Origin of the sequence: Pseudonocardia charpentierae (assembly GCF_031845345.1) — a bacterium.
Taxonomy (GTDB): domain Bacteria; phylum Actinomycetota; class Actinomycetes; order Mycobacteriales; family Pseudonocardiaceae; genus Pseudonocardia; species Pseudonocardia charpentierae.
This window is the reverse complement of the sequence record NZ_JAVREJ010000046.1, coordinates 1-21501: the sequence shown is the minus strand read 5'-3', so window position 1 is coordinate 21501 and position 21501 is coordinate 1. Positions and strand designations below refer to the sequence as shown.

Sequence of the window (21501 nt, the reverse complement as noted above, 5' to 3'; positions counted from 1 at the left end):
CCGCTGCCGCATCGGCGTCCGGGCCGGGCTGGTCCTTGCTCACTCGGGTGTCCCTTCCGACCGCCGTGTCGATCACAGCGGTCGATCTTGGGTCACCCGCGGCTTACACGGTCGTCGTGACACGCCCGGACCGTTGCGCGGGCCAACGGGGTATCCGTCTGACCCTGCGCACCCCTAGCGAGACGGTGGCGCAGATCGCAGAGGCGATCGGCCTGCAACACCTGCGCGTGGACGTGCTCTGATGAGCCACGGGCCGTTATTTGGTCGGGCCAGCTTTCGTCATGAGGCAGCGCTCTACGCCTCGGATGAAGATTTCCTCGCGCTGGCCGTGCCCTTCCTCGCTGACGGCATCGCCGTCGGCGACCCGACACTGCTGGCGGTTCCGGCCGCCCTGCAGCGGCGGGTCCAGAAAGCGTTGGGAGATCCGGCCGGTCTGACCCTGCTCGCCGGTGAGCAGTACCGCCAACCGTTCACGACGCTGCAGCGCAACTATCAGATGTTCCTGGACTGCGCCGGGGCGGGGACCGGTGGCCGGTGGCTCAGGCAGATCAGGATGATCGGCGCAATACCGGAGCCGGGTATCGGGACACAGTGGGACGGCTGGGTCTGCTACGAGGCCGCGATAAACGACCTCTTTGCGACGCTGCCGGTCTGGTCGGTCTGTCCTTACGACATCCGCGGCGTCCCGGCGGAGGTGCTCGACGACGTCGGACGCACCCACCCCTACCTGGCTGTGGACGGCGAGCATCGGCCGAACCCGCGCTACACCGAGCCCACAACGTTCCTCGCCGAGCGTGCCCGCAACGGGATCGATCCCCTCGACCAGTCCCGCCCCGACCTCACTCTCACCGACCCCGCTCCAACCGACGGCCGTCGGGCGGCCGCGGCCCTGGCCGCCACGACCGAACTGGACCGCGAGACGATCGACGGGCTGGTCGTCGGTATAAGCGAGGTACTGGCCAACGCCATCTGCCACGGCCGACCGCCGGTCGAGCTACGCGCCTGGGCTGCTCCTGATCGGGTGCTTGTCGTCGTCCGCGACAAGGGCAGCGGCACATCGGACCCCTACGCCGGGTATCTCCCGAGGCGCGGCGAACAGGTCGACGGTGGACTGGGCCTGTGGATCACGCGCCAGGTCTGCCGCCGGGTCACCCTGACGCAGACTCCCGAGGGGTTCGCGGTGTGGCTGGTTGCGGGCACTCCGTACCCGGTTTCCTTCGCGCGGGGTAACGGCAAAGGGTCGTGGAGTGGCGACGGTGTGAGCGGGGGCGGCCCGAGCTGATGATCAGCCCCGGACACACCCGAGCCCCAGCCCTGCCGCGGATCAGCCTCAGGACAGCCTGCCTCCGGTCCCGGAAAGACGGGGACGGTTCTGCAGTAGCTCCAGGTTGGCCGCTGCGGGGCTCCGCCGCGCGCCCGCCGGGATGAAGGGTCATCAGGTGTGGGCGGCCAAAGGCCCGTAGCCAAGCCATGGAGGGTGTCGTCACCGAGTGGTCGACGACCGGGTGATCATGTGTGTTGGCCGTTTCGCGGGGACGCCGACGCGGTAGCCGTCGCGCAGGCGTATGTGGCGGAGGGACTGGCCGGCCAGGAGCGAGTCGCGTATGTGGGCGAGGGTGGGCCAGACGAGCTACGGCGCGATCTCGACGGCGTTCCGGCCCTTGACGACGAGCTCGAACGGGGCCGGCTTCAGCTCGTGCCGAGGAACACGTTGCCGGGCTCGGATGCGTCGGTTGATCCGGCTGTGGAGCTGCCACTGCTTGCAGCGATGACCGAGGATGCGCTCGCGGCCGGGTATCGTGCCCTGCGGGTGTTCGCTTACGGGAGCAGCCGGGTGCGGGACCCGGCGCGACGAGCGCAGCAGGTGCGTTACGAGCATCTGATCGACCGGTTCTGCCTCGAGCACCCCCTCACGATGTTGTGCGCCTACGACGCGACCGCCCTGGGGAACAGCGCTGTCGCTGAGCTCGTCTGTGTCCACGCGTTGGCCCACGAAGCGCTTTCTCCGTTCCAGGTGCGTGCCGTGCGCTCGGCCGATGCCGCGTTGGCCGGCAACGTCGACGTGTTCTGCACCGATCAGCTCGAGCAGGCGCTACAACGGATCGGCATCGGCACCTCCGGAGGCACCGTGGTCGTCGACGCCACGAATCTGGAGTTCATCGACGTCCGCGGGCTCCTCACCCTGGATCGGCACGCCGCGGCGAACGACGCCACCATGGTGCTCCGCGATCCGCCCACCGTCGTGACGCAGCTTTCGAACCTGGTGGACCTGATCGCCCTACGGGTGGAGGGCACGACGTGAGGCTGTCACCGAGGTAGGTCGCGGTGGCCGGTTCCGCTCCGGTCCTCGGCCGCAGTGCGGCGAATCGGCCGCAGCTGCCCGGCGCCGGCTGTACAGCACATCGCAGAGCGCGCTGGCTACCGATAACCGCAGATACGCGGGCCGTCGATCAACATGGCAGCACGGTAGACCCTCGGGCTCCCGAGGACGGTCATCATCGCCGGGCATGCCACTCGTCCGCTACCCAGCGACGAACGACAGCAGGTCGATCAGTCGGGGGATCGCCCACGGGTGGCGACGCCATCCGGTCCACCCCGGATGGTTCCTGGACTTCCAGCCCGGCGTGGGGGGCTCACCGGGAGGACCGCCCACACACTCTTGCATCAGCATGTGAGGTGACGCCCCATCTTCTACTCATGACGGCCACCACGTGCAGCAGGCCACCGCTGCCGGCAGCGCCATCGTCGAGCGGCGGTAGGGAAGGGACCTGGCCTGGCTGAAAATCACGTACTGCGAGATGGAGCCCCCGATCGTCCACACCAATCCTCAGTCGACACGCTGTTCGGTGTTGGACGGCATTCAGCTATGTCGTGTTCGCGCTCCCGCTGGTTGCCGCGGCGGTCGCGTCGCTGTTCCGTGTGAAGTGGTGGGTGCTGGCTGGGTTCTCTGGTCCCGATGCTGCTGGTGCTTTTCCACAGCGGCATCTGGGGATGGGGCGTTACACAGCTTCCTGCTGGGCGGCATTCGTGCCGCTCGGCGTCTGGCTCTCCCGGCGGCCGCTGCTTCCGCCAGAGGCGACGCTCGTCGGCCGTGCTGCACCAGGTCGGGAGTGAGCTCGGGCTGGTGGCCTCCACCGTCGGGCGGATCCTGCACCGCAACCAGGTACCGGCCCTCACCACCGTGGACCCGATCACCGGGCTGCCGGTGCGCAGGCGCCACAGCGGTATCCGCTACGAGCGCCGCAACCCCGGTGACCTGCTCCATCACGCCGTGGCCGAGGCCCTGCCCGGGGGATGGTGTGTGCTGCGGCGACCCGCGCCCACGATGCGCGAGGTGTGGCAGGTGATCTCGAGGGCGACCCGGCCGCCGCGGCGCGGGATCAAGAAATGGCTCGACCACCAACCCCACCCACAGATGGTCCGCCAGTTGCAGGCGCTGCTCGATGAGTTCCGCGGCTACTACAACACCACCCGCCCGCACCGGGCGCTGGCCCAGCACACGCCCGCGCAGGCGTACTCAGCCCGCCCGAAAGCCGTCCCCACCGGAACCCCGGTCGACACCGGCCACTACCGCGTCCGCCACGACCGCATCGACAACTCCGGCGTGATCACCCTGCGCCACAACAGCCGCCTGCACCACATCGGCCTCGGACGCCGCCTTTGAACCGATCCACGACCGATCTGCGAACTCTGCCGATGAAAGCCCCCGATAGTTGTCGGGGTGTCTGACGGAGTCGACTCCGACCGAGGAGAGTCTTCGGGACTAGCTCCCACGCGAGTTGGGTACCTTGCAGCTGCGCTGCTGCATGCCGCCTGAGAGGCGTGAGACCACATTAGGGAGGCAGAGTTGCGATGTTGTGGGAAAATCATTTGAGGCCGGCCCTGGTGGCTGAGACGGACACAGCTCCTTCCCCTTCGATCCAAGAAGTCATCGAGCGGCACCTTGCAGCGCTTGCACTCCTCAAAATGCCTGAGAACATCGCCATGTTCCTTAGCCGTTTAGGGTCTTCTGGGGAACGACGAGAACATGACAAGTGTCCGCTTACTTCTTATCTGCAAAGTGTGACACGTACCGCCTGCATCAGCGTTTGTGCTGCGGACACGATGTATCTCGGTGCAGAGACAGATGTCGAGTGCATCCCGAATCCGGAGCCAGTAGCCCAGTTTGTCGCCCGCTTCGACCAGGGGTGCTACCCCTGGCTGGAACTTGTCACGCAGCCTTGACTGGGTGAATGTTCAGGTCGGATCGGTCAGATGACGGCATCGCGACTCGGGTGACCGCCCGCGAACCGTCGCCTGCTCAGTGCGGCCGACTTTGACCGCGAGCGGGTCGCCCGCGATCCGCGCCGGCCCCTCGTCGCACCGCTCGCCGTCTGCCGATGATCCCCAGGGCCCTCAGGAAACGAGTGGTGTCCGCCGGCCTGCAACCACCGTGCCGAGGAACATGGCCACGAATTCGTGGACGGCGTCGCGGTCGTGCTCGTTGAGCACGTCGTGCAGATCACCGGGGAAGACCCGGACCCTCGCGTGGGGCAGGGTCTGCGCGACGGCGTGCGCGTCGGTTACGGGCACGATTGGGTCGGCTGCTCCGTGGACGAGGAGCACTGGCAGGGCAGGGCGGGCCTCGGCGAGTCCGGCGGCGACTTCCGGCCAGACGGCCCTGACCGCGAGCAGCGTCTCCCGCCGGAAGCCGCCCTTCCAGGTCAGCGGGTCGTGCAGGAGGGCGTGCACGTACTGCGGGTGGGTGCTCATCCATTCGGTCGGATCGCCTACCTCGGTTTCGGCGGCGCCGGTCGCGAGCTCCGCGTCGATCCATTCCTGGGCGAGCAGCGGCGCGCCGGAGAGCACGAGCGCGTCGAGGATCTGCGGTGAGCGCAGCGCGAGCAGCATCGCCGCGAGCGCGCCGCCGGAGTGCCCAATCACGACCACGGGCACCTCGCGGTGCTGCGCGTGGACGAGGCGGACGAGCCTGCGGGCGTCGTCGGCGAACTCGCCCCACGAGGGGATCACGGCACGCTCGCCGTCGCTGCGCCCGTGGCCGACGGCGTCCATCGCGTGCACGGCCAGGCCGTCGGTGACGAGCCTGCGGGCGAGCGCGTCGTAGAGCCCGAGGTGCTCGCCGTAGCCGTGCAGCAGGACGACCGCACCGCGGACGGCGCCGTCGGGCTGCCAGCTGTCGTGGAAGATCCGGCCTCGGCAGCCGATGAACGTGGGCATGATGATGGTCCTCTCTCGTGACGGGTGTGGCTGTTGGTGTCCGCGTTCAGAAGTACTGGCAGTGATCCGCCGCGATCGCCTTCTCCTCGAGGAACCAGGTGGCATCGACGATTCCGGTCGCCTCCGGGATGAGGTCGGACTCGTCGACGCCGAAGGTGGCGGCGGCGAGGCGGCAGCCGTAGAGGTTCACCTTGCCGGTGCTGGCGAGGTAGGTGAGCCAGTCGAGGATGTCGGTCGGTTCGCCGTCCTCGACCAGCGTGCGGCGGAGCGCGGCCGCCTCCGCGGCATGCCGGCCGTCGATCTCCAGTGCGGCGGCGCCCGCCTTGGTGAGGGCGCGTACCGCCCAGAGCACGAACAGGATGTCGACCTGCACACCTTTTCTCGCGCAGAGGAAGGCGAAGGTGAGCGGTGTGAGCATCTTGTCGTAGCCGTCGTCCCGGACGACGATGGCGAGCTTCTCCATGACGGGTCTCCTCGGCTGTGAACGGATCGGTTTCGGATCTGGGACCTGGGCCGCCGACCGGCTACCGCCGGATCTCGTACACCACGTTGAACGGGCTCTCCGCGACCCGCCGGAACCTGGTGAACCCGGCCTCCGACGCGACCTCACGGATCGCTACTTCGCCGGCCTGCGCGCCTAGGGCGTAGCCGCCCGGCTGGGACAGCCCGTTGGGTACGCACAGGAACGTCGAGCCTGCGTAGTAGAGCCGGCCGACCGGGTTGAAGTTCTCCTCGACGGTGTCGGAGGCGTTCGGCTCGACCAGCAGCCAGGTGCCGTCGGGCGCCAGGGCGTCATGCACCCGGCGGGCGGCGTTCACAGGGTCGCCCATGTCGTGCAAGGCGTCGAACATGGTGACGAGGTCGTAGCCGGTCCCGCTGAAGGTCTGTGCGGTGGCCACCTCGAATTCGACCTGGTTGGCAACCCCGGCGTCGGCGGCCTTCTTCCGCGCCCGCTCGATCGATTCAGCGTGGTAGTCCGACCCGATTACCTTGGTGTTCGGGTACGCCTGCGCGATCAGCACCGCCGTGGAACCCAGGCCGCAGCCGAGGTCGGCCACCCGGGCGCCAGCCGCGAGCTTCTCCGCCACGCCGTCCAGTGCCGGAATCCAGCTCGGTACCAGTTCAGCGACGTAACCCGGCCGGTAGAAGGCGTCGCACCCGACAAAGACGTCCTCGTGGTGCTCGTGCCACGCGAGGCCGGCGCCGGTGCGGAACGCCTCGGTGATGCGCGGCTCGGCGCGCAGGTAGCCGAGCGCGATGAGGAAGGCGGCCGAGATGTTCGGCCCGCTCGGGTCGGCGAGGCAGAACGCCTGCTCGTCGGACAAAAGAAACTCACCGGTCGCGAGGTCGTAACTGACGTACCCACCCGCGGCTTGGTTGTTCAGCCACTCCGTGAGGTAGCGCACGTGGCAGCCGGTGCGCTCGGCGAGCACACCTGGCGTCGCCGGGCCCTGCGCGAGTGCCTGGTACAGCCCGAGCCGGTTGCCGATCACCGCGAGGCCGGCGGAGCCGGTCGCGCCCAGGTCAGCGGTGAAGCGGCCGAGCAACTCCATCAACTTGTCTTGATCCATGATCCATCCTTTTCGTTGTGCCGGCTCACGGCCGGTCCCGTACGAGGCTCGGCGTGCCCGCTGTCACGCCGCCGTCGTGACACCGGGTGCGCCCGGTGTGCGCCGCACCCGGTGAGGAAGGTGGCGGGCGGCTACTGGATGTCTTGGTGGGTGCGGAAGACGCCGCGCGGATCCCATTCGGCCTTCACAGCGGCCAGCCGCTCGGTGCTGGTGCCGTAGGCGGCGCGCATCCGCTGGCTGCCCTCGTCGCCGACGAAGTTCGGGTAGGTCGCGCCGGTCGACCAGGGCCGCAGATCGGCGCGGAACGCGCGGGCGAGGGCGCGGCTGCGCTCGTCGTCGGCCGCGTCCTCCCACAGCAGCAGGGGGTGGACGATGAATCCCGCGTCCCGGCCGGCAAGCGGTGAATGCTGCGGCCCGAACCGGGCTACCGCGCCGCCCCAGGCCACGATGAAGAGCTGCGAGGGACCGGCCGGGAGCTCGGCCGCGCGCCGTGCCACAGCGTCGATGGCCTCGTCGGGCAGGTCGGCGACGTTCTCGGCGGTCCAGTAGTTGCGGTAGCCGGGCGGGTCGTCAACCGAGCACTGGAAGTCGGCGTAGCCGGTGGGGCCGAAGAAGTCTGCGTCGGGGACCAGCGCCCGGATGGGCGCCAGCGCTAATTCACCGTCGTCGACGCTCCCCGCCCACATGCCGAGGATCGCGATGGCCGGGCGCCCCCGTAGTTCGGTCGGGACGTCGTCCTCTTCGGGCGCGGTGATGAACGCGCAGGCTAGGGAGAGCTCGTCGGGGGCTTGATACATGACGTTGCGGAAGGTGCGCAGCACCCGGTGGGCGCGATGGGCGGCGAACAGCGCCACGCCGGCGAACACCTCAGGTCCGAGTGGGTACAGCGCCAGCTCGAGCGCGGTGACGACGCCGAAGCTCCCGCCGCCACCGCGCAGTGCCCACAGCAGCTCGGGATTCTCCTCACCGGATGCGCGAGTGATCCGGCCGTCCCAGCAGACCAGCTCGGCGGCGATCAGGTTGTCGCAGGCCAAGCCGTGCTTGCGCTCCAGCCACCCGGAGCCACCGCCGAGCGTCAGCCCGGCCACACCGGTCGTGGAGACTCGTCCGCCGGTCGTCGCCAGCCCGTGGGCCTGCGTCGCGCGGTCGAGGTCCGCCCAGCGGGCACCACCACCCACGCGCGCGATGCGCCGGTCCGTGTCGACGTCGATGTCGGTCATGCCGCGCACGTCCAGGACAAGGCCGTCGTCACACAGCGACAGCCCGGCCACGGAGTGCCCACCGGCGCGGACGGCTACTGGCAGGTCATGGCCGCGGGCGAACGCAAGCGCCGCCACCACATCGTCCACCGCCAGGCACTCCGCCACATACCGCGGCCGACGGTTGATCACGGTGTTGAACAGTGTGCGGCTGTCTTCGTAATAGGAGTCGCCCGGCTCGTGCAAGCCGCCGTGCAGGCGGAAACGCAGCTCGTCGACGCCGGCGGTGAGCGGGCTCGTCGTTGTCATGGAGTAAGGCTCGCGCCGGCCCCTGGCGTGCCACTTCGCCCCAATCGGCCAGCACGTGGGATGGCCGGAAACGGCCATCGGGCACCTCAGAGCATGCCGTGGTGGATGGCGTGTCCCACCGCCGCCGCGCGGGAGGACACATCGAGCTTGGTGCGGATGTTGGCCACGTGCCGGTGCACGGTGTGCACGCTGAGGAACAGTCGCTCGGCAATCTGGGCATCGCCCAGCCCGCCCGCCACCAGGCGCAGAATGTCGACCTCCCGAAGGCTGAGCTCCTCGGATGCGTCCGGCCGGCTCGGCCTGCGCGTACCGAGCAGCGCGAACGCCTCCCGCGCGCAGCGTGCTTCCGCTTCGGCCCGTTCGCGGCGCCCGAGTGCCGCCAGCGCCTCCGACAGCAGCATCCGCGCCTGGGCCGCCTCGTAGGGCGCCGAGCAGGCGCCGAACAGGTCGGCGGCATCCTCGGCGGCCCGCCGGGCGCCGTCGTGGTCGCCGCCCGCCAACAGCACCTCCGCGCGCACCAGACGCCCGCGACCGCGCATGTACGGCGTCGCGAGCCGCTCCGCCTGACACTCCACGTGCTCCGCAGCCGCAGCCGCGCCAGCCCTATCCCCGCCGGCCGCGCGAGCCCGCGCGAGCAGCTCCAGCGCTGGCAGTCGATCCAAGACGCTCGCGTCTCCCAGCCGCCGCAACGCGCGGTCCGCCGCGTCCGCGGCCGCCGTAGCATCGCCGCCGGCCAGGTCCAGCTCGCCGAGCGCGGCGATAGCCGCTGGCAGCGGCAGCGCCGCCTCAAACAACCGGCGGGCCTCGGCGAGCTTGCCCTGCCGCGCCCGCAGCAGGCCCAGCCGCACTGCGGTGGGCGCGACCAGCCCGGGGCGTGTCGCGCACAGGTCGGCCATCGCGCTCTGCAGCTCCTGCTCAGCGTTCGGCCAATCGCCGCCGGCGGCGAGCACCTGACCGTACGCGGTGCGGCAGACCCCGAAGAAGAGGCGCGCATGCCAGGTCGCCGACCAGCTGTGAAGGGCGCGACACCACTGCGCAGCTCGCCCGAAGTCGCCCACCTCGGCGCAGGCCGAGACTGTGTGGCACAACGCCCAACCCGGTGCGATCGTCTCAGTGAACTCCTCGCCGACCGCCAACGCCGCCGCCTCGTCCAGCCGGCTCAGACCCTCCTCGGCCGAGCCCGAGGCGACCAGCGCGCTGCCGAGGACCGCGAGCGCGACGACTTCAACTCCCACGTCCGCAATGCCCCGCGCCAGGTCAAGCGCCTCACGCGCCAGGCGCTCAGCGGATGCCGGGTCGCACTTGGCCAGCAACGCCATATCCGCTTCGAGCACCCTGATGAAGCCCGTTTCGGTGCACGGCTCGTGGCCGCTCACCAGCGCCCGCCCGCACGCCACCCAGGCCAACGCGAGCGCGTCGTCGCCACGAAATTTGAGGTGGTCAGAAGCCAGCCACATCGCCATCCGCGCCGCGCCGCACACATCGCCGGTCCCTCGGTAAGCACGGTAGGCGCGTTCGCGCGCGGACAACGTCGTGTCCTGATCGCCCTGCCACCACGCCGCCCAGCTCAGCCCCTCCCACGCCTCAGCGGCATCACTGGTCGCGGCAGCCTCCTCGAAATGAAGGGCGGCCTGCGACCAGGCCGCGTGCTCGAGCGCCGCTCGGCCCATCGCCAGCAGGTCTGACTCGCCGACCATCCGACCAGCATCAGGGGCACGAGCCCAGCCGACAAGACCGAATGGGGGAGACCTGCCTTAGCCCAAGGCTTGGTGGGCGACTATGCGCGGTTAGGGTTCCGGGGCCATACCCGAGCACCTGCGTTCCAAGCCTGGACCGCCCCGGACATCTCCATGCGCTCTCCGTCTGCCGCCAGATGTCCCGCCCCCGGTCCAGGGGGCCGCGGGACGTGACCCGGAGCGTGCTGAGGCGGCTGGGGGCCGAGCGCCTGGCCGCAATGCGTCGTCGTCTCAGTGAGTTGGAGCGGCGTCGCTACCCGCTGTTCTCGCCAGTCAGCTCGACGGCGGGATGCTGGGCGAGGAACTCGAGTGCGAGGGCCTTCACGCGGCTGACCTGTGGATCGAGTAGGACCAGCGGTCTACCGCGCTGCTGGAGCAGGTCTGCCGCGCCGAACAGTGCGCGCACGGCGGCCGCGGAGAAGAACTCCACCCCGGAAAGGTCCACCGTTGATGCGCCCGCGGTCACGGCCGCGCGCACGACCACATCGAATCGATCTACGTTGCTGGTTTCGATCTCGCCGCGCACCAGTAGCCGGTCCGCGACGACGGTGGCCTGCCAAAGGTCATCGATGACGTTGCGGTAGTGCAGTCGCAGAATCCCGCGCAGAACGTCCCCGCCCTCCCACACCGGATATCGGCACAGCGCCCGGACTCCCTGATCGGCGACCAACCGGTCGATGTCGCGTTCGTGGGCGACCAGTTCGACGTCGTCCCGGACCAGCGCCCGCATTGCACGTTCGTCCCCGGTCATTGCTATTCCGGGGAACTCGTCCCGACCCGCCCGCCGCACCTGGCCCAGGTACAGCTCGTACAGACTCTCGGCTCGACCACCGCACTCCGCGCCCCACCGGGCGCTGTCGAGCACCTCCACTTGACCCGATCCGACCACACTGCTCGGATCGACACCCGCCGCCGTGAGCGAGCGGTCGATCAGCGAGGCGTCCTCCCCTGGGGCCCGCAGCAGCAGCACCTTCTCCCCGCGGCCCACCGCGTCGGCGAGCCAGGCGCCGAGCACGGCCTCGTGTCGGGACCGACGCGCAAACACCACGATCGTGTGCATTCCGCTCTCCCCGGCGCTCATCCAGCTTCCCGGGCGGCCCCGCCCACACCGACCTCCGGCACGGCGGCCGCAGCCCGGTACCGCTCGTCAGCCAACTCCGTCGACAACGTCCGTCAAGCGCCCGCCACATACATCGCCCGGGGCGCGGGAGGCGGGTGCTGCCTGAGAGAGCCGACCGATCGCATTCAGCATGATTCGACGCGCCTTCAGCACCCGACAGGTAGCCGGAGGGGTGCCTCGATTGCACCGAGGGGCAGGTCAGGCCGATCAACCCGTGCTGAAGACCGAGTGGTGACGGGCGCCACCAGCGGTCGGTGTCGTTTGACATCCGGGCGCTCAGCGCGCTTGATGGGTACACCGGGGCGCGTCAGTCGTGCTCTGACCGCCCAGCAATCACGGGACGCGTCGGCGGAGCTGTGCATATTCTGATCGCCCACCGGGCGGAGACAAGGCTATGACCTCAACTACTGCCGCTGGTCAGCACGGCTTTCGCCACGAGTTGTTGCTGCACCGCTCGACCCAGGAGTTGGTGGAGTTCGTGGTGCCGATGGTCCGGGACGGGGTGGCCGCCCAGGAGCCCACACTGCTCCTGGTCCGCCCCGACACTGCTGAGGCAGTGCTGCACCAGGTCGGGCCCTCGCCCTACCTCACCGTCCAACCGGCCCTGGCGCAGCCGGGCCGGCCGGCCCTGCACGTGCGGGCGGCGCGCCCGATGCTCGCCAGCTACGCCCGGGTGGTCCACCAGGAGCCGGTGATCCCGTCGTCGCAGTGGCCGGAGTGGCGGCGCCTGGAAGCGGTGCTGAACCTGGCCCTGAGCCATCACGACACCTGGGCGGTGTGCGCCTACGACCGGCACACCCTGACCGACGAGATGGTCGCCAACCTGCACGCCACCCACCCCCTGATCGCCCAGGACGGCGGTCACCAGCACAGCGACCGCTACCAACACCCGGTCGACTTCCTCAAGCAGCACCGAAATTGCTCGGCCGACCCGGTGGAGCGCACTGCCCCGGCGGTCGAACTTGTCGACCCGTCCCCGGCCACCGCCCGCGCGACCGTGTCCGGGTTCGCCCGCCACCACCGGCTGCCCACCGGTGAGATCGACAACCTGGTGTTCGCCGTCCACGAGGCCGTCACCAACGCCCTGATGCATGGACGGCCACCGACGCTGCTGCGGTTGTGGGCGCAGCCCGACCGGGTCACTGTCACCGTGACCGACACCGGGCCCGGGCCCAGCGACCCTCTTGTCGGCCTCCTTCCACCCGGCCCCGTCAACGGCCCCGTCAACGGCCCCGGCCCCGGGCCCCGCCTCGGCCTGTGGCTGAGCCACCAACTCGTCGACGTCGCCCACCGCCACCATGCCGACGGCTACACCATCCGCCTCGCCGCAGCCCATCCCGTCGACCACGCTGACTAACGCGCCATTCGCAACCACCGGCTACGACGTCACCCGCTCGCATTCGCTCGGGCCGACCTACCGGAGGGCTGGCAGGCCGGATTCCCTTCGAGCAGGTCCTGCGGCTACCGAGGCCACCAGAGTTCGGAACCCACAGAGGGCGGGGCAGCGCGGCCAGGTGGGTGGTGGGCGTACCGTAGCTATGCCGGGTGTGGCACGCGTTGAGCCGCAGTCGGTGCGCTATGCGGCTCGCTCCCAGCCGCTGGACTGGCTTTCTGATCGCCATGAACAAGATGAGCACCGTTGCGGTGAGCATTGACCCCGCCGACACCACAGGCGCCCCGGGCGACTGCGGCCACCGGTAACCAGAGGCGTTCCCGCATGTGCCTCGTCGAGGTCCTGGTTGACTGGTGGGGCCGGGAGGACCATCGCCCACGGCGGCATGAGGGTGTGGTTCGGCCTGGACGACAGGCCGACCACGACCCAGCCCGCGATCTGGCCGTCCACGGAACTGGTGCCAGCGGAGGATCGATCGCGGATTGTCGGACACCGAGGGAGTGCCGACACGGTGAGCAACAGCAGCTACCGGCGGCAGGAGGCTGATATGGCGATCGGTGCACCGACTGACCGTCCCGGGTATCTCCATGAGGCGGTCCTCTATGACTCCGACGAGGAGTTCCTGGGTGTCGTCGTCCCCTTCCTGCAGGAGGGAGTCGCCGCCGGCGAGCCCTGCCTGGTCGCCCTCGGCGCGTCGACCACCAGGCTCGTCCGGGCGGCCGTGCGCGACACCACCGGTCTCACCTTCCTTGACGACAGATACGACCGGCCGGCGAGTGTGATCCGATCGAACCGGGACCTCTTCGCCGCGCACGTCGCCGACGGCGCCTCCCGGATCCGCGTGGCGAGTGAGGTTCCCCATCCCGGCGTCGGGGCCCCGTGGGACGGGTGGGCCCGCTACGAGGCCGCTGTCAATCATGCCTACGCCGAGTTCCCGCTGTGGGGTCTGTGCGCCTACGACACGCGCATCACCCCCGGCTCCGTGCTCGACGACGTCGCCCGCACCCACCCCCACCTGGCCACCGCCGACGGCCGCGGGGTCAACCCGCGTTACCAGGACCCCACCGAGTTCCTCGCCCGACGCCCACCGAGCCGAGGCGATCCGGTGGAGACCGCGTCCCCGCCGGTGGTCGATCTGATTGATCCGACACCCGCCACGGCACGGGGCGCCGTCCACGCTGCCAGCACCGCCCGGCCCGACACTTTCCGGTCCGACCCCACCGCGCCCGGCATTTTCCAGGCCGATGCCCCGCAGGCCGACACACCGCAGCGTGAAACACCGAAGCTCGGCCCCACCGACATCGACTCCCTGGTTCTTGGGGTGAGCGAGGCGGTCACCAACGCGCTCATCCACGGCCGTCCCCCGGTCCGGTTCCGGCTATGGCTCACACCGGACCGCATCGTGGCCACGGTCACTGACCGCGGTGACGGACCGAGCGACCCGTTCGCCGGTCTCCTGCCCGTCAGCACGACCTGCCCCGGCGGGCTGGGCCTATGGCTCACCCACCAGCTCTGCAGCCACGTCACCCTCGACACCACCGACCACGGGTTCACCATCCGCCTCGTCGTGGGAACACCCCAGCCCGGAAGGAGCGGACATGCTGCCGACACTGCGTGACCAGCCCGCAGCGCCCCGGCACCAGGGGCTCCTCGCCGCCTCGGCCGGCCACCGCCGAACCGGGATGAGCACCTGGGCGCGGGCCGCGTTGGACCGCAGCGAGAAGCTGCTCACGCTGTGCGCGCCCATCGACACGGACATCGCCAGCCGGGCCGGAAGCGCCCTCACCGCCCTCACTCCCGAGGAACTCCACACCGCCGCGCGGCCCGCCGAGCTACTGCAGCGCGCCCGCCCCGACCGAGACCACGGGCTGGGTATTCTCGTCTGGGCCGACGCGGTGATCAGCGCTACCTCCCGGGACACCCACGAAGAGATCGAGACGACGCTGGCCCGCCTGTGCCGTGATCACCGGGTGTCGGTGCTGTGCGTCTACGACCGGGGCGGTGAACGCCGACGCAAACGCGATGGCGCGGGTTCTGAGCACCTCGACCTGGCCGTGGGCCGCCACCTCGACGGGCTCCAGGAACAACGCCTCGCGCTCCACCGCACCGGGGACTCCCTGTACGTCGACGGCGAGATCGACATGTCCAACCTCGACGTCTTCGCCACCGCATTGCGTGCTCTCACCGACACCCCGTCACCCACCGTACATATCGACATGGGGGGCGTGACGTTCCTCGCCGCCGCCGGGGTCCGCACCCTCATCCGCGATACCGCTCCCTACCGCGACCGCGGAGCGGACGTCGAGATCTACGCCACACCCCACATCACCCGCATCCTCCAGTTGATCGACATTCACAGGCTCCCCCGGCTTCACCTCATCTGTAGAGGGGTGTCGACGAACACGATCTAACGACCGCCGCGGTCAGCCGGACGCCGAGGAGGCAGTCACCGCCGAACCGGACAACGTGCCCGGCTGGCGCGGGAGAGCGGTGAGGAATCGGCGCACCGGAGGACCCCGTGACCCACCAACATGATCAAGAACCGTCAGAGGACTTCAGCTATGACCTGGCCCATGAACTGAAGTCGGCACCAAACGGCTAGAGCAGCCGCGCTCCGACCCGCGCACCGCTGCTCGCCCTGAGATCGGAGACACGGAGCCAGACGGGGACTACGGCTACGACGAAGCCCATGATTTGTGAGCATCCTGCGCAGGGCTGACTGCGTCGCTCTGCTGGCTGTCGCCGATCGCCCGTGCAATGTTCTGCTGGCCGGATCCGCTCCAGCAAACGCCGAGGATCGGGGAGCGGTGATCCTAGGGACGGATCATCCCGACGAAGTACGGGGCCGGGTCGACGTCTTGCTTGAAGGCTTCGAAGCTGACGGTGTAGTCCCCGAGTGCCGCGTACCGACCCTTGAGCTCATCGGCATCGATCGCGGCCGCCGTGGTCATCCGGTTGGCGCTGGGCATGGCGTCCTCCTCTGGAACGAGCTGACACCCCTACAGCGTGACAACCGGCGGAACACCGTGAGACCGCTCGTCACAGCGGCCCATGCGCGGGGAGGGGTCCTCGCCCCGGCTTCTGCGGCGTTCAGCCGAGTTCCGCGCCCGCCCGAGCCTCGAGCGCCCGAGCCTCGAGCGCCTGCAGCACCCACGCCCTTGGCCACCAGCGACGGCGGCATCGAGCACCGCCCCACGCTTCAAGTTTCCGCTCACACATCCGGTAGTTTGATCACGACTGAGAGCTCCCGCCAGCGGCCGGCAGGGCTGTGGCCTGCGGAATTGGTGCGCCGCGTAGTGTCGCCGCGTAGGAATCGAACCTACAACCCGCTGGCTGGGAGTCGCGTGATCAGCCCTCCGCTGGCACGTGCCTCGGTGCTGGTCAGCAGCGGTGCCCAGCCTTAGCGATCATGTCCGGTAGTCGACAGACATCCCTTGAACTCCAGCGTATGCGTCGACCAAAACGGCAGATTGATCACGCCTTGCGGCGGCGGCACCACGCGGAAGCCGGACGGTGTCGTCTACGACGTGTCGGCCGCGCTGCGCTGCATCCTTCGTTACCGGACACGCCCTAGTCGTCGACGGCGACAGACGGTGTAGCGACCCGACGCCCGGACCACCGTCGCACGCCTACTCCGGCGCATCCTTGGTCGGCTGCCAGGTGAGGATGCGGCCGGTCGTGCCGCCGGAGCGGGCGAACTCGCCGGGGAACACTCGCAGGTGCCACGGCTGCAGACGCAGCACTCCCCACGCGGGTGACGTCGGGCCGTCCTTCCACTGCGGAATCAGCGCAGGGTCGTAACCGAGCGGGGGCGGCTCGGCCCGAAACCGCTCCCAGCCCTCCCGCCTGCTCGCCTCGTCGAGCAGCAGCTCGGCATGGCACTCCGCGGTGCAGGTGTCGTACGCCTCGACGCCGTCGCAGTACGAGCATGATGCATACGGGGTGCGTTGCAGATGGGCGCGCTTCATCGGGGTGACGATGCTGCCGACCCAGCCGATCAGCGACCACCCGTCCCACGTCCACAGGGTGTGCACGATCCGCGACCGGGGCGGACCGCGCCGGTCCACCGTCGCAAGTGTGCAGTAGACCATGCGGTTCGCCATCGCCACGAACGCCGGTGCCACCTCGTCCAGACCGGCCACCGTCGCGTACTCGTCCGACCGCATCCGCGCTCCTCCTCGTCGTCAGATGCCCGAGCCCAACCCATGCGGTGACAGGCTTCTCAGTCGGTAGCGACCGACCGGGGTCCTCCAGCCATCTCCGGCCGCAGCGGCCTTGTGGTACGCGCCGTCGCGTCGGCCCTAGGGCTAGTGTCGATCTGCGCGTGATCCTCGTGCACTTGCTGGCGAGTCTGTTGACGATCACTTCTCGTTGAGATGCACCTGTCGCTGGTGGGATGCGAAGGCCGCGGCCGTCGTCGCGACGATGCCGAGGGCGACGCGGAGGTGATGCCACCTCGCCCACTTGTCCAGCAGGTTCCTGGTCTCGGCGTCGGTCAGCGCTCCTGTGGTGAATTGATGATTCGCCGGCTCGTTGACGGTGACGGTGATCGCGATGACGCCCAAGGTTGTGGCTGCGGCCGTGGTGGCCGCTCCGTCGGGGCGACGGTCGGCGACTTGGGTCAGGGCGTAGGCGGTACTGACGGCACCGGCGCCGACACCCAGTGGGATCATCACGTTGCGGATGCGGTCGGAGTGGTCGGTGAACCACTGGCGGAACTCGGCGGGCGAGCTGCCGCGCCAGAACGGCAGCAGCACGACCTCGATGAATCCCATCCCGCCCGCCAACAGGCCGGTGAGCACCGCCGAGAGCGGCGCGAGAAGTCGCGCGATCACACTGAGTCGGCGACGGTTGGTCAGCTCCATGTCAGTTCCCTTCCTCGGGACCCTGCTGGACTTTGCCATCCGCTGCCGGCCCGCAGGGGATCCTGCGGGCAGGTGGCGTCCGCATCGACGAATAATCGTAACGATGCGGACCGCCCGGTTGCCGTCCCTGGACGCCGCGCTCCAAGTTACCGCTCAGTATCCGGTAGTTCGATAAGGCTGTGACCTGCGGAGATTGGTACGCCGCGTAGGACTTGAACCTACAACCCGGTGGCTGGGAGTCGCGTGATCAGTTCTTGCACTGCCGTCCGCTTCGGCGCTGGTCAGCGGTGGTGTGCCGAGCATTCGATCATGACTCGCGCTCGTTCGTAGTCCCTCGAACTTCGACGTAAGCGTCGACCAAAGCGGCAGATCGATCACGCGTGCTACCGCCCATCTCGACCGCCAGCCCGAACGCGGTCGACGTGGACGTCTCGCGCAGACGGAACAGCCGAGTCACTTCCGGTGACCCCGCTCGTATCGGCGACACTCCGACGTCGGGAACCCGGCTACTCGGGGACCTGCACCACCCCGTCTGTCACGGTGATCGCGTCCGACGGCGCGGGCGTCGCCGCGATCGGCGGCAGGTTCGCCGCGGTGATCGCGGGCGCCAGCCCGGGGAAGCCTCCGCGGGGGGTGGTCCGCACCAGCTGCGACGGCGGCAGCGGCGCGTTCGTGGTCAGCGTCGCCCACATGCGGTCCATCGCCTGCACGAAGTAGTGGTGCAGGGGGACGAACGCGGTGTCGTAGCCGGCGAGGGCGGGGAGGTCGATGAACGCGTCGAAGTGCTGCGCGTTGGTCACCTCGACGTACGAGAGCCGGCTCTCCGCGCCCTCGACCGCCTTGTTCAGCCCGAGGTAGGGCCGGGCGTTGAAGTTGACCGGGATCAGGGCGTCCGCCCGCCCGGCGACGATGATCGCCGGCTTCCCCTGTAGGTCACCGGTGCGCAGCACCTCCTGCACGCCGGCACGGACGCGGTTCGCGCGGTCGTCGGTGCCCGTCCAGAGGTCGCGCTGGCAGGCCGCGGCGTCGATGTTGTAGTCCGCCGCGCCCGTTGAGGGCGTGATTGACCGCGTGTTCTCTCGCGCGCCGCCCACGCTCGCGTCGTTGATGATCTGGATGCCGCTGGTCGGGGGGATCCCGTTGCCGGTGCCGAAGGACTGCGCCAGTTGTGCGGGTGCGAGCGGCGCCGGGGCGAAGGCCTGGTCGACGCCGGCGAACGACAGGTCGCAGAGGTTGTCCTGCACGCCGAAGCGGCCGTAGGCGTTCGCGTAGGTGGTGGTGATCGCCGGGGTCGCCAGCGTGAAGTGGGTGGCCTGGATAGGGGTCGAGTCGGGTTCGAAGCCCGCCTGCAGCAGGAGGTCGAGCGACTCGTCGGCCTGCTCGGGTGGCGTCGCGGTGGTGAGCAGCCCGCGGGCGCGCAGGGCGGCGCAGCGGGCGTCGGCGACGACCGGCGCGGGAAGCACGGCCGGCAGGCCGAATGAGCCGGCGCGCGCGGATTGGGCGGCGCACGGCTGGTAGAGGTTCGCCAGTGTGGCGTAGTCGTAGAGCGGGCGACCGCTGCCCTGCACCACCGCGCCGCGCCGGACCGTGACCCCGGGCACCGGGCCGAGCTGCAGCACCGGCTCGGCGACCGCGACGCCGTCGACGAGGTTCTCGGTGTCCTGCTCGGCAGCGGCGACGGCCGCCGCGCCGCCGTTCGACACCGACGACGCGATGACAATGGTGTTCTCGGGGCTGTAGACCCGCCGGCCGGGGTCTCCCGCCCGTTCCCCGCCTTCCCCGTTGAGCAGGTGGAAGGCGAGCCGGACGGCGTCGAGGGTGTCGCGGCCCCAGTCCCGTTCGGGGTTGCGCGTCGAGTGGGCCTGCTTCACCGCGACCCGATGCGGGAAGGCGGCGAGGTAGGCGGCGCGTTCGGGCGCGGGGAGCGCGGCGGTGAAGGTCGAGCCGGGACCGGCCGCGCCGGCGTCGGCGCGCAGCCCGTTCTGCAGGGTCACCGTGTTGGTGGCCAGGTCGTGCACGTGCGGGCCGGTGCCCTTGTCGGCGTAAGCCACGGCGCAGCCGCGCTTGAGACCCCACTCGCCCGCGGTGCCGATCGCGCCGTAGACGCCCCGGGAGCCCGACGACGTGGCGGTGACGATGCACGGCCGGTCGCGGTTCCAGGTCGCCGCGATCTGCACCATGAGCGTGACGTTGCGCCCGCTGCCGTCGTCGGAGAACGCCAGGTACTCCGTGCCCGCGACCTTGCCCTCACCCAGGGTGTCGTTGCCGGCGACGTCGATGTTGGGCCCGAACAGGGTGCCGTAGCCGCCCCTCGGGCTGACGTCGACGAGTGCGGTGTAATTACTGAAGATCGCGAGCCGGCGCAGCTCCGCGGCCGTCGGGGCGGCCTGGTTCACCGGCTGCGGCGCGGCGCCGCCGAGGCCGGTCCGGCCCAGCCCGCCGGTCAGCAGGTCGTCGCTCACGCCGTCGTAGGCCGTCCGGGTGATCTCGCCGATGTTCGGCGGCTTCACGACGGGTGGGGGTGGAGGCGGCTCAACGGCCGGCGTGCAGGCGGTGAGCAGGACCAGGGCGAGCGCGACGCCGGCCCGGTGCACGAGAGAGGACATCGCTGCGCGACGTTACGCAGCAGGCCGCTCGGCGGGCACCTCCGTTGGGGCGGACCGTAGAAGGCGCAGCTGGCCAGCCCTCAGCCGCTCGATGCTGGTGACTTCCGCGAGCCGCAGGACGCAGCGAGCCGTGCCCGCCCTACTTCACCGACCCTGTGTCGCAGCCGCAGCCCACAGCCGCTACCACACGACTTTGCCACCCCGTGCCCGAGCCCCAGTGGCCAGCGCCCCGCCACCGCCTGTCCTCTTCCCCGAGTCCGCACCCGGTGGTACCTTACGCACAGATACCCCTGGGGGGTACCCGGACCGGGACAGAATGGAGGAACCGATGCTCGAGCACGGAGTGCATGATCACGATTCTGCGACCACTACCAACGGGTCCGCCTCGGTGCCGTGGCCGGTCGCTGCGTCGGCCACGCTGCACTGCCTCACCGGATGCGCGATCGGTGAGGTGCTGGGCATGGTGATCGGGACATCTATCGGGTTGTCGAACTGGGCCACGGTCGCCCTCGCCGTGGCGCTGGCGTTCGTGTTCGGCTATGCGCTCACGATGCGCGGGGTCCTTCGTGCCGGAGTTGGATGGCGCAGCGCGGTAAAGGTCGCCCTGGCCGCGGACACTGTCTCGATCGCCGTCATGGAGGTCGTCGACAACGCCGTGATGCTGAGCGTGCCCGGAGCGATGGAGGCCGGCGTCAGCAGCTGGATCTTCTGGGGCTCGCTGGCCTTCGCCCTCGCGGTCGCGTTCGTCGTCACGCTGCCGATCAACCGCTGGATGATCGGCCGAGGTCGGGGACACGCCGTCGTGCACGCCTATCACCACTGACGAAGACACGAGCCAGACGCCATAGACGCCGCCTGCCGCGGGTGTGGCCGCCGGGTTCGGACGAGAAGGGCGTCTGGCTAGATCGACCGCCTCAGCCTCGAGCCCCCTGTGGCACGATCACCCGCGGCCACCAGAGACGGCGGTGGCGAGCGCCGCCGCGCGCTCCTGGTTCCCGCTCACCAATCCGGTAGCTTGATCACTGCTGCGAGCACTCGCCACTGGCGGGCTGGCCCGTGACCTGCGAAAACTGGTGCGCCGCGTAGGAATCGAACCTACAACCCGCTGGCTAGGAGTCGCATGATCCGCTCTGCGCTGCCGTCAGCTTCGGCGCTGGTCGGTGGCGGTATGCCGAGTCTCCGATCATCGTTGATGTTCGGTCACGTGCGTCAGATTCCAACGTAAGCGGCGACTAAAACGGCAGATCGATCACGCGCTCGGCGGAGATCGACGACGTCATCCTTCATGCTGTGCGCCTTAACAGGGACGAGGCGTCGACCTGCTCGGCTCCCCGTCAGTGCGTTCTCTGCGAGACCGGGCCGGTTGCCGTCGCCGACCTGCGCGCAGGAGACGGCGACGAGCCGCATGTGGCCCCGATCAGCAGTCTCCACGCCGTCGGTGACTTCCTCGTCGGCGGCCGCTTCCACCACATGCGGGTGGTCGCC

At 69.7% G+C, this 21501-nt stretch carries 19 protein-coding genes; 8 read left to right on the top strand and 11 right to left on the bottom strand.

Features of this window, described 5'->3' with window-relative positions:
- The 4 genes from RM445_RS30485 to RM445_RS30470 all read left to right on the top strand — a co-directional run.
- Positions 1-242: hypothetical protein (locus RM445_RS30485; protein ID WP_311560335.1), on the top strand; the 242-nt coding region annotated here is incomplete at its 5' end.
- Positions 242-1282, top strand: a complete 1041-nt coding sequence (locus RM445_RS30480; protein WP_311560334.1) for an anti-sigma factor RsbA family regulatory protein — start codon at positions 242-244, stop codon at positions 1280-1282. The genes RM445_RS30485 and RM445_RS30480, both read left to right, overlap by 1 nt.
- A gap of 159 nt (positions 1283-1441) precedes the next feature.
- Positions 1442-2302 carry an MEDS domain-containing protein gene (locus tag RM445_RS30475; RefSeq protein ID WP_311560333.1) on the top strand — a complete coding sequence of 287 codons (861 nt, stop codon included), beginning with the start codon at positions 1442-1444 and terminating at the stop codon, positions 2300-2302.
- 789 nt (positions 2303-3091) lie between these two features.
- Positions 3092-3664, top strand: a complete 573-nt coding sequence (locus tag RM445_RS30470) for an integrase core domain-containing protein (RefSeq protein WP_311560332.1) — start codon at positions 3092-3094, stop codon at positions 3662-3664.
- A 731-nt stretch (positions 3665-4395) separates the two neighbouring features.
- Here the strand turns inward: RM445_RS30470 and RM445_RS30465 are convergent.
- The 6 genes from RM445_RS30465 to RM445_RS30440 all read right to left on the bottom strand — a co-directional run bounded on the left by RM445_RS30465 (position 4396) and on the right by RM445_RS30440 (position 11092).
- Complete coding sequence (locus RM445_RS30465) at positions 4396-5217, bottom strand: alpha/beta fold hydrolase (RefSeq protein ID WP_311560331.1); 822 nt, start codon at positions 5215-5217, stop codon at positions 4396-4398.
- Between the two features lie 46 nt (positions 5218-5263).
- Positions 5264-5680, bottom strand: coding sequence for a DsrE family protein (locus RM445_RS30460; protein WP_311560330.1), 417 nt, complete (start codon positions 5678-5680; stop codon positions 5264-5266).
- 61 nt (positions 5681-5741) lie between these two features.
- A complete protein-coding gene (locus RM445_RS30455) occupies positions 5742-6788 on the bottom strand; it encodes a class I SAM-dependent methyltransferase (RefSeq protein WP_311560329.1) in 1047 nt (348 codons plus the stop codon).
- Between the two features lie 131 nt (positions 6789-6919).
- Positions 6920-8296: an FAD-binding oxidoreductase gene (locus RM445_RS30450; RefSeq protein ID WP_311560328.1), complete on the bottom strand. Its 1377-nt coding sequence runs from the start codon at positions 8294-8296 to the stop codon at positions 6920-6922.
- 86 nt (positions 8297-8382) lie between these two features.
- On the bottom strand, positions 8383-9993 hold the full coding sequence (locus tag RM445_RS30445; RefSeq protein ID WP_311560327.1) for a helix-turn-helix transcriptional regulator: 1611 nt from the start codon (positions 9991-9993) through the stop codon (positions 8383-8385).
- Between the two features lie 292 nt (positions 9994-10285).
- Positions 10286-11092 (bottom strand): MEDS domain-containing protein, encoded by an 807-nt coding sequence (locus RM445_RS30440; protein WP_311560326.1) that lies wholly within the window; start codon positions 11090-11092, stop codon positions 10286-10288.
- 454 nt (positions 11093-11546) lie between these two features.
- Between RM445_RS30440 and RM445_RS30435 the strand changes: the two genes are divergently transcribed.
- From RM445_RS30435 to RM445_RS30425, 3 genes are all read left to right on the top strand, one after another.
- On the top strand, positions 11547-12509 hold the full coding sequence (locus tag RM445_RS30435; RefSeq protein WP_311560325.1) for a sensor histidine kinase: 963 nt from the start codon (positions 11547-11549) through the stop codon (positions 12507-12509).
- A 583-nt stretch (positions 12510-13092) separates the two neighbouring features.
- Positions 13093-14163, top strand: a complete 1071-nt coding sequence (locus tag RM445_RS30430) for an MEDS domain-containing protein (protein ID WP_311560324.1) — start codon at positions 13093-13095, stop codon at positions 14161-14163.
- Positions 14144-14956, top strand: coding sequence for an STAS domain-containing protein (locus RM445_RS30425; RefSeq protein WP_311560323.1), 813 nt, complete (start codon positions 14144-14146; stop codon positions 14954-14956). The genes RM445_RS30430 and RM445_RS30425 overlap by 20 nt, the downstream gene beginning before the upstream one ends.
- A 402-nt stretch (positions 14957-15358) precedes the next feature.
- Here RM445_RS30425 and RM445_RS30420 read toward each other — a convergent pair whose 3' ends face one another.
- From RM445_RS30420 to RM445_RS30405, 4 genes are all read right to left on the bottom strand, one after another.
- Positions 15359-15514: a hypothetical protein gene (locus tag RM445_RS30420; RefSeq protein WP_311560322.1), complete on the bottom strand. Its 156-nt coding sequence runs from the start codon at positions 15512-15514 to the stop codon at positions 15359-15361.
- A 660-nt stretch (positions 15515-16174) separates the two neighbouring features.
- A complete protein-coding gene (locus tag RM445_RS30415) occupies positions 16175-16711 on the bottom strand; it encodes a pyridoxamine 5'-phosphate oxidase family protein (RefSeq protein ID WP_311560321.1) in 537 nt (178 codons plus the stop codon).
- Positions 16712-16906: 195 nt separating this feature from the next.
- Positions 16907-17410, bottom strand: a complete 504-nt coding sequence (locus RM445_RS30410; protein WP_311560320.1) for a DUF1772 domain-containing protein — start codon at positions 17408-17410, stop codon at positions 16907-16909.
- 506 nt (positions 17411-17916) lie between these two features.
- Complete coding sequence (locus RM445_RS30405) at positions 17917-20016, bottom strand: 3-hydroxybutyrate oligomer hydrolase family protein (protein ID WP_311560319.1); 2100 nt, start codon at positions 20014-20016, stop codon at positions 17917-17919.
- A 328-nt stretch (positions 20017-20344) separates the two neighbouring features.
- Between RM445_RS30405 and RM445_RS30400 the strand changes: the two genes are divergently transcribed.
- Entirely contained in the window at positions 20345-20839 is a 495-nt protein-coding gene (locus RM445_RS30400; protein ID WP_311560318.1) for a DUF4396 domain-containing protein, read from the top strand.
- Between the two features lie 386 nt (positions 20840-21225).
- On the opposite strand, the gene RM445_RS30395 is transcribed toward RM445_RS30400, so the two are convergent.
- Positions 21226-21501: hypothetical protein (locus RM445_RS30395; RefSeq protein ID WP_311560317.1), on the bottom strand; the 276-nt coding region annotated here is incomplete at its 5' end.